We start from the raw sequence: 11,936 nt of genomic DNA, 5'->3' as shown, positions 1-11,936 counted from the left end.
ATTGTCAGAGGTGGGGCCTAGTGTCGATGGTGTTGGGGGAGCCGGGCGGCTACGCCCGGCGGAAAGGAGTGCGGCCATGCCCGCAGGGTTGACACAGGACGCGCGGAGGCGGAGCGGAGTGTCGCGGAAGGGGGCGGAGCAGGTGACGGCTGGGCACCGGGCGGCGCACGGAGCGGACGGAGGGCCCGGCGGCTGCCGGGCCAGCGGCGGCTCGGGCGACCACCACACCACCCGGTGAGGCCCCCGGGGGCCGGGCCGCGCCGGGTGCGGGCGGCGCGGGCGGTCCGGGCCCCGGGCGGCCACGTCAGGCGGAGGGGCCGACCGGCGCCTGGGGAAGTCCGGCGGGGCTGACGCCGGCGCGCTGCCGCTCCCGGGCCGCCCGCAGGGCGGCGCGGTTGCGGCGCGCCGTGCGCAGGGCGTCGAACGTGAGCAGGCACAGGGCGCCCCACACCAGCAGGAAGCCCGCCCAGCGCTCCGGCGGCATCTCCTCGTGGAAGACGAGCAGCCCCAGCAGGAACATGAACGAGGGGGCGAGGTACTGGAGCAGGCCGATCGTGGACAGCGGCACCCGCATGGCGGCGGCGCCGAAGAAGATGAGCGGCAGGGCGGTCGCCAGTCCGCTGCCCGTGAGCAGCAGCAGGTGCCAGACGCCCTCGCTCGTGAACGTCGCGTCGCCGCGTGCGGAGAGCAGCAGCAGGAACGCCACCGCGGGCAGGAACTGCAGCGCGGAGTCCGCGCTGAACCCCTCCAGCCCGTCCAGCCGGGTCTGCTTCTTCACCAGTCCGTACGCGGCGAAGGTGACGGCCAGGATGAGCGAGACCCACGGCACCTGACCGTAGGCGAGCGTCATCACGGCCACCGCGAGCGCGCCGACGCCCACGGCCGTCCACTGCAGGGGGCGCAGCCGCTCCCGCAGCAGCAGCACGCCGATGGCGATGGTGACGAGCGGATTGATGAAGTACCCGAGCGACGCCTCCAGGACGCGGCCCTCGGTGACGGCCCATATGAACAGGTACCAGTTCACGGTGATCAGCGTGGCCGACAGGGCGACGAGCCCGAGCCGGCGCGGCTGCCGCAGCAGCGGCCGTATCCACGCCCAGCGGCGCACGCAGAGCAGGATCAGCAGCGCGGTGGGCAGCGACCACGCCATGCGGTGCGCCAGCACCTCGGCGGCCGGGGTGGACCGCAGGAGGTGCCAGTACAGGGGCAGCAGCCCCCACATGCCGTACGCGGCGAAACCGTAGATGAGCCCGGAACGGCTCTCGCTCGTGGACGGCAACGCAGCCCCCTTCAGAAAGTGCGCGACGAGTGCGCGACGAGTGCCCGGACACGTGCCCGGACAGGCGCGCGGACCCCTCGAAGGTAACGCCGCCGCCGTCACTTGTCATTTCCGTTCCCCGCCCATGCTCCTGTCACGGCCGTGGCGCTGGGCGGTGGTGGGCCGCCCCCCTGCGAGGGTGGCGCGAAAGGGGAGCGGCCCGTACCCGGGCTCACCGGGTACGGGCCGCTCGCGGGCGCGGGGCGGCGAAGCCGTCAGCCCACCACCGTCCAGGTGTCCTTGCCGTGCAGCAGCGCCGACAGGTCGCCCTTGCCCTGCTGCTCGACGGCCCGCTCCAGCTGGTCGGCCATCAGCGTGTCGTACACCGGCCGCTCGACGTCGCGGAACACCCCGATCGGCGTGTGGTGCAGGGTGTCGGCGTCGGCCAGCCGCGACAGCGCGAAGGCCGTCGTGGGCGAGGCCGCGTGCGCGTCGTGCACCAGGACGCCGTCCGTGCCGTGCGCGGCGACGTCCACCACGCGCAGGTCCCCGGTGGCCTGGTCGCGGACGACGCCCTTGGCGCCGAGGCCGTCCTCGGCGGGCGCGCCGAAGCGGATCGGCTGCCCGTGCTCCAGCCGGATCACCGCCTCCAGCGCCTGCTGCTTGTCCTTCAGCACCTCGAAGGCGCCGTCGTTGAAGATGTTGCAGTTCTGGTAGATCTCCACCAGCGCCGTGCCCGGGTGGTCGGCGGCCTGCCGCAGCACCTCGGTCAGGTGCTTGCGGTCGGAGTCCACCGTGCGGGCGACGAACGACGCCTCCGCTCCGACCGCCAGCGACACCGGGTTGAAGGGCGCGTCCAGCGAACCCATCGGCGTCGACTTGGTGATCTTGCCCGCCTCGGACGTCGGGCTGTACTGGCCCTTGGTGAGCCCGTAGATCCGGTTGTTGAACAGCAGGATCTTGAGGTTCACGTTGCGGCGCAGCGCGTGGATCAGGTGGTTGCCGCCGATGGACAGCGCGTCGCCGTCACCGGTGACCACCCACACCGACAGGTCCCGGCGGCTGGTGGCCAGACCCGTGGCGATGGCCGGGGCGCGGCCGTGGATGGAGTGCATCCCGTAGGTGTTCATGTAGTACGGGAAACGGGAGGAGCAGCCGATCCCGGAGACGAAGACGATGTTCTCCTTGGCCAGCCCCAGCTCGGGCATGAAGCCCTGCACGGCGGCCAGGACGGCGTAGTCACCGCACCCCGGGCACCAGCGCACCTCCTGGTCGGACTTGAAGTCCTTCGCGGCCTGCTTGGTGTCGGACTTCGGCACCAGGGACAGGGCGCGGGACGCCGGGACCTGGTGCGCCTCCGTGAGCACATCAGCCATGGTCGATGGCCTCCTTCAGGGCGGTGGCGAGCTGCTCGGCCTTGAACGGCATGCCGTTCACCTGCGTGTAGGGCTGCGCGTCCACCAGGTAGTTCGCGCGCAGGAGGGTGGTGAGCTGGCCGAGGTTCATCTCGGGCACGATCACCTTGTCGTACGACTTCAGCACCGTGCCCAGGTTCGCGGGGAAGGGGCTCAGGTGCCGCACGTGCGCCTGGGCGATCACGTCCCCCGAACGGCGGATGCGGCGCACGGCGGCCGTGATCGGCCCGTACGTCGAACCCCACCCGAGGACGAGCACCCGCGCCGCGCCGCTGGGGTCGTCCACCTCGACGTCCGGCACCTCGACGCCGTCCACCTTGGCCTGCCGGGTGCGGACCATGAAGTCGTGGTTGGCCGGGTCGTAGGAGATGTTCCCAGTGCCGTCCTGCTTCTCGATGCCGCCGATCCGGTGCTCCAGACCCGGCGTGCCCGGCACCGCCCACGGACGGGCGAGGGTCCGCTCGTCACGCTTGTACGGCCAGAACACCTCGGTGCCGTCGGCCAGGGTGTGGTTCTCGGACGTGGCGAACTGGGTGCGCAGGTCGGGCAGCTCCGCCACGTCCGGGATGCGCCACGGCTCCGAACCGTTGGCCAGGTAGCCGTCGGAGAGCAGGAACACCGGAGTGCGGTACGTCAGCGCGATGCGGGCGGCGTCCAGCGCGGCGTCGAAGCAGTCCGCCGGGGTGGCGGGCGCGACGACCGGCAGCGGCGCCTCGCCGTTGCGCCCGTACATCGCCTGGAGCAGGTCGGCCTGCTCCGTCTTCGTGGGCAGCCCGGTGGAGGGGCCGCCGCGCTGGATGTCCACGATGAGCAGCGGCAGCTCCAGCGACACCGCCAGGCCGATCGTCTCGGACTTCAGCGCCACGCCGGGGCCCGACGTCGTCGTCACCGCGAGCGCCCCGCCGAAGGCGGCACCCAGCGCGGCACCGATCCCGGCGATCTCGTCCTCCGCCTGGAAGGTGCGCACGCCGAAGTTCTTGTGCTTGCTCAGCTCGTGCAGGATGTCGGACGCCGGGGTGATCGGGTACGTGCCGAGGAACAGCGGCAGGTCCGCCTGCTGGGAGGCGGCGACGAGCCCGTAGGACAGGGCGAGGTTCCCCGAGATGTTCCGGTAGGTGCCGGCCGGGAACGCCTGAGCGGCCGGGGCCACCTCGTAGGAGACGGCGAAGTCCTCCGTCGTCTCGCCGAAGTTCCAGCCCGCGCGGAACGCGGCCACGTTCGCCTCGGCGATCTCCGGCTTCTTGGCGAACTTCGTCCGCAGGAACCGCTCGGTCCCCTCGGTCGGCCGGTGGTACATCCACGAGAGCAGGCCGAGGGCGAACATGTTCTTCGACCGGCCCGCCTCCTTCCGGCCGAGGTCGAAGCCCTTGAGCGCCTCGACCGTCAGCGTCGTCAGCGGCACCGGGTGGACGGCGTAGCCCTCCAGCGAACCGTCCTCCAGCGGGCTGGTCGCGTAGCCGACCTTCGCCATGGCCCGCTTGGTGAACTCGTCGGTGTTGACGATGATCTCCGCGCCGCGGGGCAGGTCCGCGATGTTGGCCTTCAGCGCGGCGGGGTTCATGGCGACCAGCACGTCCGGGGCGTCACCCGGCGTGAGGATGTCGTGGTCGGCGAAGTGGAGCTGGAAAGAGGAGACGCCCGGGAGCGTTCCTGCGGGGGCGCGGATCTCGGCCGGGAAGTTCGGCAGCGTGGAGAGGTCGTTGCCGAACGACGCCGTCTCGGAGGTGAAGCGGTCCCCCGTGAGCTGCATGCCGTCGCCGGAGTCCCCCGCGAACCGGATGATCACCCGGTCAAGGCGCCTGACTTCCTTGGCGCTGTCATGGCTGACCTGACTGGTCACGTGCAAGGACCTCCCTCGGGCCGGCGGCTCGCTGACCATCGTACGTGGGTGTAAGGGTTGCCTTCCTATCGCTGATCATATGGTGGACAGCCCCGTGAGACACGGGTCTGTCCGAATATGACAAGGAATTGCACCCCACCTGACGTGCTGCTTTGCGGAACCGCCACTGTGCAGGGGCTCGATTGAGCCTTGCTTAATTGTGGGCCGAAAGCTAGGAACGCAGATAGGTGAGGACCGCGAGCACCCGCCGGTGATCTCCGTCACTCGGCGCGAGCCCGAGTTTCATGAAGATGTTGCTGATGTGCTTCTCCACCGCGCCGTCGCTGACCACCAGCTGCCGGGCGATCGCCCCGTTCGTCCGCCCCTCCGCCATCAGCCCCAGCACCTCCCGCTCGCGCGGGGTCAGCCCGGACAGCACGTCCTGGCGGCGGCTGCGGCCCAGGAGCTGCGCCACCACCTCCGGGTCCAGGGCGGTGCCGCCGCGCGCCACCCGGCACACCGCGTCCACGAACTCGCGCACCTCGGCCACCCGGTCCTTCAGCAGGTAGCCCACCCCGTGCGTGGAACCGGCCAGCAGCTCGGTGGCGTACTGCTCCTCCACGTACTGCGAGAACACCAGCACCCCCACCTCCGGGTACGCCCCCCGCAGCTCCACGGCCGCCCGCAGCCCCTCGTCCGTGTGCGTCGGCGGCATCCGCACGTCGGCCACCACCACGTCCGGCAGCCCGCCCTCCGCCGCCAGCCCCCGCACCGTCCGCAGCAGCGCCACCCCGTCACCGACCCCGGCCACCACCTCGTGCCCCCGGTCCGTCAGCAGCCGCGTCAGCCCCTCCCGCAGCAGCACCGAGTCCTCGGCTATGACCACCCGCACGCCGTCCGTCATTCCCGGCCCCCCTGCTCCCCGGCCTCGCGTTCCCCGGCCCCCGGCTCCTGCCCGACCCGCTCAGCATTCCAGACGGCGGGCGCCCGGGGAGCCGGGGGACGGGATCAGCAGACGTCCCGCGCCCGCCAGGGGAGTTCGGCGGTGATGGTGGTGGGGCCGCCGGTGGGGGAGTGGATGAGGAGTTGTCCGTCGACGGAGGTGAGGCGTTCGGTGAGTCCGGCGAGTCCGGTGCCGGGGTGGGGGGTGGCGCCGCCTTGGCCGTTGTCGGTGACGTGGAGGAGGAGGCGGTCGGTGGTGCGCCAGATGTCGATGGTGGCGTGGTGGGCGTTGCTGTGTTTGCTGATGTTCTGGAGGAGTTCGGAGACGGTGAAGTAGGCGATGGCTTCGATGGCGGGGGCGGGGCGTTGGGGGAGGTCGGTGGTGAGGGTGACGGGGATGGTGCAGCGGTTGGTGAGGGTGGCCAGGGCGGGGCCGAGTCCGCGGTCGGTGAGGATGGCGGGGTGGATGCCGCGGGCGAGGTCGCGGAGTTCCTGGAGGGCGAGTTTCACTTCGCCGTGGGCTTCGTCGACCATGCGGGCGGCGGTTTCGGGGTCTTCGGTGAGTTTTTCGCGGGCGAGTCCGAGGTCCATGGCGAGGGCGACGAGGCGGGCTTGTGCGCCGTCGTGGAGGTCGCGTTCGATGCGGCGCAGGTCCGCGCTGGCGGTGTCCGTCACCACCGCCCGCCCCGCCTCCAGTCGCTGGACGCGCTCGGTGAGCCGGGAGGGGCCCAGCAGGCCCTTGACCAGCATCCGGTCCACCGCCGTCAGGCCGCGCAGCCACCAGGGCACGACCAGCACGACGAACATCCCCGCGGCCGAGAAGGCGGCCACCTCCAGCGGGGCGTCCACGTAGACCGCCTCGCCCGCGCTGTTCTCGCCGAGCTGCGCACCCGGCTCCGGCAGCGACCAGGACCACAGCGGGTAGGTGGCCATGCCCCAGCCGGCCGACCACACCGTCAGGCCCGTGCAGAAGGAGAAGACCGACCACGGGAAGCTCACCAGCCCGTACAGCAGGTTCCGCCACGACGTGCCGTTCCTGAGCACCGCGGCCGTCCCGGCCGTCAGCGACGCGCCGCGCACCCCGGGCGGCAGCGCGCCCGAGCCCGGCACGTGAAGGCCCAGCAGCCAGCGGGCGCGCGCCCGCTCGGCCGCCCCGACCCCGCGCGCGACGAGCAGGGTGGCGGCGAGCAGCGGGATGCCCAGGAACGTCACCAGCAGTCCGGCGCTGGTCGCCACCAGGGTGACGAGCACGCAGAACACCGCCGTGCTGACCGGCAGCCCGGTGAGCACATAGGCGAGTTCGCGCCACGCTCGCGCGGTGAAGGGGGCACGCAACAGGTGCATGGCTCAGCCTTTCCGGTGACCCGGCCGCCCGGCGTCGGCGTCGCGCCAGGGGAGTTCGGCGGTGATGGTGGTGGGGCCGCCGGTGGGGGAGTGGATGAGGAGTTGTCCGTCGACGGAGGTGAGGCGTTCGGTGAGTCCGGCGAGTCCGGTGCCGGGGTGGGGGGTGGCGCCGCCTTGGCCGTTGTCGGTGACGTGGAGGAGGAGGCGGTCGGTGGTGCGCCAGATGTCGATGGTGGCGTGGTGGGCGTTGCTGTGTTTGCTGATGTTCTGGAGGAGTTCGGAGACGGTGAAGTAGGCGATGGCTTCGATGGCGGGGGCGGGGCGTTGGGGGAGGTCGGTGGTGAGGGTGACGGGGATGGTGCAGCGGTTGGTGAGGGTGGCCAGGGTGGGGCCGAGTCCGCGGTCGGTGAGGATGGCGGGGTGGATGCCGCGGGCGAGGTCGCGGAGTTCCTGGAGGGCGAGTTTCACTTCGCCGTGGGCTTCGTCGACCATGCGGGCGGCGGTTTCGGGGTCTTCGGTGAGTTTTTCGCGGGCGAGTCCGAGGTCCATGGCGAGGGCGACGAGGCGGGCTTGTGCGCCGTCGTGGAGGTCGCGTTCGATGCGGCGCAGGTCCGCGCTGGCGGTGTCCGTCACCACCGCCCGCCCCGCCTCCAGCTGCGCGATCCGCCGTTCCAGCTCGTCCGACGGCGCCAGCAGCCCGCGCACCATCGCCCGGTCCACGTGCGTCATCCACCGCGCCAGCCACGGCAGCAGCGGCCACGCCACGAAGAGGGACACGAACGTCACGACGAACGTGGTGACGCCCCAGGGCAGCCGCACCGTCGCGTAGAGGGCGTGCCGCCAGCCCACCGGGTCCTTCAGCGTCGCCCACAGCCAGGGGAAGAAACCGCCGTGCGTGCGGTGCCGTATCGGTGTCGGCTGCTCCACGTGGACGCGCAGCAGCGCCCGCGCCCGCGCCCGCTCCACCTTGCCCAGCTGCCGGCAGCCCACCAGGCCGAGCGCCAGCAGCGGCAGCCCGATCACGGTGACGGCCATGACCGCGCCGACGTAGAGCCACGTGGCGACGTAGCAGAACGCGATGACGGCCATCGGCAGGCTGGTCAGCAGGTACGCGATCTCCCGCCACGTCTGCCCGCTGAACACCGGACGCGGCGGCGGCAGCTCCTCCTGCCGGACCGCGGCGTGCGGGGGCGCGCCGGGGTGCGGCCGGTCGTGCGGAGGCGCGTCGGGGGGCGGCGCGTCGTGCGGGAACGCGTCGCGGGGCGGCGCGCTTCCAGACGGCGCGCCGTGGGGAGGTGCGCCGGGCGGCGGGGCGTCCCTTGGCGGCGCGTCCTCCGGCGGGACGTCCCCCGGCGGAACGTCGAGGCGAGCGGTCATGGGCCTAGCCTGCCGGTGCCCTCCGCGCCACCGCCATGGGGGAGGGCGGCGGCCCGGGGTGGGGTTTTCCCCACCGCCCCACCGCCCGCCGCTGTTCGGCTGCCGCCACCCACCGGAACCGGCAGGTGACCGAACGTCGTCTCCCCCGGCACCGGAAGGCCCGTTAGCCTCATGGACGCCAGACGTGTGGGAGGGGAGTGGTGATGGGTCTCAAATTCGACATGGGCAACCAGACGTTGGCCGCGCTGTCGAAGCAGACGCAGGGTTCGTCCACGGATCTCGGAGCGCTGATCCGGCAGCTGGTCGCGGCGGCGCAGCCGTTGGAGGGCAAGTTCAACGGCGCGGGCCGGCAGGCGTTCGACGCGTTCAAGACGAACAGCGACGAGATCGCGGCGTCGCTGAACAGCGCACTGTCGGCGATCCTCGGGGGCCAGCAGGGCATGGACCAGGCGTTCGGGACCGGCGAGCAGGAGGCGGCCGACAACGCGCGGCAGTCGATGGCCTCGGCGAACTTCGACGCGGCGCGATTCGGCGGACGTTGAGAGACAAGGGAGAGCGTGGGACATGGCCGGTGAGGATCGTCGCAGTTACGACACGGCGGCGTCGGGCGAGGTGCAGACGAACCTGGCGGGGGTGATCGGTCAGCTGGAGAAGGTGATCGGCGAGCGGGACCGGCAGGTGAAGGCCGCGATGGCGGACTTCCAGGCGGACGGCGTGTCCGAGCAGTACCACGGGGCGGAACAGCGCTGGAACCGCTCGGCGGACGAGGTGCGCGGGATCATCACGCTGCTGCGGTCGGTGCTGGAGAAGAACGACGGAACGGCGGCCCAGACCCTGCAACGGGCCAAGGCCGCGGTGGACGGCATCGGCTGAACCGGCGGGCAGGGGCGTGGGTGCGTCGGAGGGGATGGTGGACCCGGCGGGGGTGCCTTGGTTCACCGGCGATCTGGAGCAGTTGGAGCGGGACGCGGCGGCGTTGAGGGGGGACGCGGGGGCGGTCCGTGGGACGGGTGCGGGGGTGCATTCCACGTTCCAGGGCTTATCGGCGTTCTACAGCGCTCCGGAGGCGGAGCAGTTGTTCGGGACGACGGAGCCTGTCGCGGCGCGGGCGGACGCGTTCGCCGGTGATCTGGAGAAGGTCGGCTCGGCGCTGGACACGTTCGCCGTGACGGTCCGTCCCGTGGTGGAGCGGCTGGAGCGGCTGAAGGGGGAGGCGGCGAGTTTCCGTGCGTTGGTCCGGGGTGATGAGGAGTGGACGTACGACGAGGGGAAGATCAGCCGTAACCGGGAGCTGACCGAGCAGATCTCCGCGGCGGTCGCCGAGTTCTGGGAGGCCGAGCGCACCGCGGCCAACGAGATCACCGCGCTGGTGGGCGGTACGCGGTGGGTGGCGGATGACGGGTCCGGCGCTGGTGACGTGTACGGCCTGGACGCGGGGGATCTGCGGGAGGCGGGCCGGACGCCGTGGGGCGAGGCGGTCGAGGAGGACCATCACTGGTACGAGGTCGGTCACTGGGTCAAGAGCTACGTGTGGGACGGCTTCATCGTCGACGGCATCTGGGGCACCCTGGAGGGTTTGGGCGGGCTGGTCGGGTTCGGGGGCTGGGAGACGTTCCGGGACTCGTGGAAGGGTCTGGGCCAGCTCACGACGGGTCTGGTGGTGCTGGCTGTTCCGACGGGTGTGGTCACGCACAGGTTCCTGCCGGAGGGCGCGGTCAAGGACTGGGTCGACCAGAGCATGAACACCACCAGGGAGGTCGGTAAGTCCCTGGTGGCGTGGGACGAGTGGGAGAAGGACCCGGTGCGTGCCGCGGGGCTGGTCAGCTTCAACGTGGTGACCACGGTGGCGACGCTGGGGGTGGGGACCGCGGTCAAGGGCGCCAGCGGGGCGGGCAACGCGGCCAAGGTGGCGGGGGCTGCCGCCCGTGCCGGGCAGCTCGTCGATCCGATGACCTACCTGGGCAGGGGCGCGGGCGCGGCGTTCAGGGGACTGCCGGAGATCGGCGACGTCACCGCCGGGCTCAAGAACCTCACCACGGTCAGAGCCGCCCAGCTCCCCGACGGAACACTGCGGCTCCCCGACGGAACGGTCCTCGCCCCCGACGCCCCCCTCCCGGACCTCCCACCCGGCTCGACGGCCGTCGAACTGCCCGCGAACGGTGGGCCGCTGCCCGAGGGAACGGTCAAGTTCGACGACGACACGTTCCTGACCCCTGACGGCAGCGTCGTGGACGCCCACGCCCTGCCCCGCTCCCCGGCAGCAGAAGCCAAAGCCGAACCCACCGCCAACGACCACCCCAGCCGGGAGACCTCAGCCGGCCCGTTAGCCGACGGGGCGAGCACGGCCTCCCGCGTCACCGGGGCGGGCGACACGTCGCTCTCCGCGGCCCGTCCCGACGCCTCAACGAGCCTGACGGCTCAGTATGACGAGGTGTCCCCGGGGGTGCGTGAAGCAGCGGGAACGCCGAGTGGCAGGGACATCGGCCCCGCGTCGGGCAGTCCTGACGTCGAGGCGTCAGAGCCCCGTAACGACACCGGTCACGGTACGCCAGAAAACGGCGATTATCCTGACGGGGCCCTCCGGGCAGAAGCCCTGGAGGAAAGCCCGGCGCATGCGGGGCCTGCTCCAGCAGGAGCAGAGCAGTCAGGTGGCTGGGGTGGCGCTGGATGGGTCGATGAGCCCTCAGAATCAGCTGGAGCAGCTTATGAGGCCATCAGGAGCACGCCCAACCGGTTGGACCTGCCGCAGATCGCGAAAGAGACCGGAATCAAAGAATCGGTGTTGCGAGAGGTGAAGTCTCACCTATTTCGCTCTCGGCATGAGATCGCTATCGGCCCAGGCGAGGTGAAGAAGGGCCTGTTCACGCCTCGTGACGACATTGCCGCGCAGTGGGAGGCGGCGAAGAGGGGAGATCTCGACGAAGGAGTCTTGATGCAGTTCCGCTCCCTGATGGCGCACGAGTACGTTGAGAGCCAGCTGATGAAATCAGGAATGCCGTACGTTTCTTCCGATCCGGCCGTGTGGAACACGAGGGGAGGTTATAGGGAGTTTCCCGACGACCTTCGTTACGCTGGGGCGCACGACGTGGCACCGAACGACAAGACGATGGGTTGGAAGCACTGGGAGCGTAGGCTCGGAATGCATCCACCTCCTTTCGGCATCGCAAGCGACCTTTCCAATCTTGACGATGTGGTCAGGCATGTCAAGCGTGAGCTGAAGCGGAAGGGAATTGACGTCACATGACCACTCCCAGAGATGTTCTTACGCGCCTGCAGTCGATCACCTGGCTTGACGTGGACGCATGCTTCGACCACGAGCGCTCACGTGCGGCTCTGATGCTCGAGTATCTGAGGCGAGCAGGAGCCTGGGCTCAGTTCTGTGACGCGGAGCAGGCGTGGCCGTTTTTTGACATTGGCGCACTTATTGATCCGGCATTGCAGGTGGAAGAGGATGTCGCCGCAGATCTCGAAGCTTTTGTCTCTAAGGTCTTCTGGGACTCCCATAAGAAGGTGTGCCGAGGCGCTGTCAAATGGCCGGAAGTGGTTCGTCGGCATGGCGTTGACCTACCTGACCTGGGAGATCCGTATGAACCTCTTCTTCTGATGTTCGAGAGAGGGGGAGGGTTCTCCATGGTAAACGAGTTCGTGGACTTGACGGGCGCCATGATCCCCGTCCGGAATCTGCACCACCATCTGTCGAACCCTCTGTTGGAGAGCACGCATACTGAGGCCCTGGATGCCCTGGATGCCCTGGACGCGAGGTAGCTCATCCGCTCCTACG

Annotated in this window: 10 protein-coding genes; 4 read left to right on the top strand and 6 right to left on the bottom strand. The window is 70.6% G+C overall.

Features of this window, described 5'->3' with window-relative positions:
• Positions 1 to 304: 304 nt before the first annotated feature.
• The 6 genes from rarD to V1J52_RS22745 all read right to left on the bottom strand — a co-directional run bounded on the left by rarD (position 305) and on the right by V1J52_RS22745 (position 8,155).
• Positions 305 to 1,279: an EamA family transporter RarD gene (rarD, locus tag V1J52_RS22770; RefSeq protein WP_330141810.1), complete on the bottom strand. Its 975-nt coding sequence runs from the start codon at positions 1,277 to 1,279 to the stop codon at positions 305 to 307.
• 254 nt (positions 1,280 to 1,533) lie between these two features.
• A complete protein-coding gene (locus V1J52_RS22765; protein ID WP_330141809.1) occupies positions 1,534 to 2,634 on the bottom strand; it encodes a 2-oxoacid:ferredoxin oxidoreductase subunit beta in 1,101 nt (366 codons plus the stop codon).
• Positions 2,627 to 4,552, bottom strand: a complete 1,926-nt coding sequence (locus V1J52_RS22760) for a 2-oxoacid:acceptor oxidoreductase subunit alpha (RefSeq protein WP_443075900.1) — start codon at positions 4,550 to 4,552, stop codon at positions 2,627 to 2,629. Before V1J52_RS22760 ends, V1J52_RS22765 begins: the two co-directional genes overlap by 8 nt.
• Before the next feature lie 172 nt (positions 4,553 to 4,724).
• On the bottom strand, positions 4,725 to 5,396 hold the full coding sequence (locus V1J52_RS22755; protein WP_330141807.1) for a LuxR C-terminal-related transcriptional regulator: 672 nt from the start codon (positions 5,394 to 5,396) through the stop codon (positions 4,725 to 4,727).
• 104 nt (positions 5,397 to 5,500) lie between these two features.
• The gene (locus tag V1J52_RS22750) at positions 5,501 to 6,778 is read right to left on the bottom strand and encodes a sensor histidine kinase (protein ID WP_330141806.1); all 1,278 of its coding nucleotides are present in this window, start codon (positions 6,776 to 6,778) and stop codon (positions 5,501 to 5,503) included.
• Between the two features lie 3 nt (positions 6,779 to 6,781).
• Entirely contained in the window at positions 6,782 to 8,155 is a 1,374-nt protein-coding gene (locus tag V1J52_RS22745; RefSeq protein WP_330141805.1) for a sensor histidine kinase, read from the bottom strand.
• Between the two features lie 203 nt (positions 8,156 to 8,358).
• Between V1J52_RS22745 and V1J52_RS22740 the strand changes: the two genes are divergently transcribed.
• Genes V1J52_RS22740 through V1J52_RS22725 form a run of 4 tightly spaced genes read left to right on the top strand, consistent with a single transcriptional unit; the run spans position 8,359 to position 11,920 of the window.
• Positions 8,359 to 8,697 (top strand): hypothetical protein, encoded by a 339-nt coding sequence (locus V1J52_RS22740; protein ID WP_330141804.1) that lies wholly within the window; start codon positions 8,359 to 8,361, stop codon positions 8,695 to 8,697.
• A gap of 22 nt (positions 8,698 to 8,719) precedes the next feature.
• Positions 8,720 to 9,028, top strand: coding sequence for a pore-forming ESAT-6 family protein (locus V1J52_RS22735; protein WP_330141803.1), 309 nt, complete (start codon positions 8,720 to 8,722; stop codon positions 9,026 to 9,028).
• 52 nt (positions 9,029 to 9,080) lie between these two features.
• Positions 9,081 to 11,399: a protein phosphatase gene (locus V1J52_RS22730; protein WP_330141802.1), complete on the top strand. Its 2,319-nt coding sequence runs from the start codon at positions 9,081 to 9,083 to the stop codon at positions 11,397 to 11,399.
• Positions 11,396 to 11,920 (top strand): hypothetical protein, encoded by a 525-nt coding sequence (locus V1J52_RS22725; RefSeq protein WP_330141801.1) that lies wholly within the window; start codon positions 11,396 to 11,398, stop codon positions 11,918 to 11,920. Before V1J52_RS22730 ends, V1J52_RS22725 begins: the two co-directional genes overlap by 4 nt.
• The last annotated feature ends 16 nt before the right edge of the window (positions 11,921 to 11,936 follow it).

It is taken from the genome of Streptomyces solitudinis, assembly GCF_036323765.1.
Taxonomy (GTDB): Bacteria; Actinomycetota; Actinomycetes; order Streptomycetales; family Streptomycetaceae; genus Streptomyces.
Note: the sequence above shows the minus strand (reverse complement) of the source record. Positions and strands in the feature narration are given on the sequence as shown.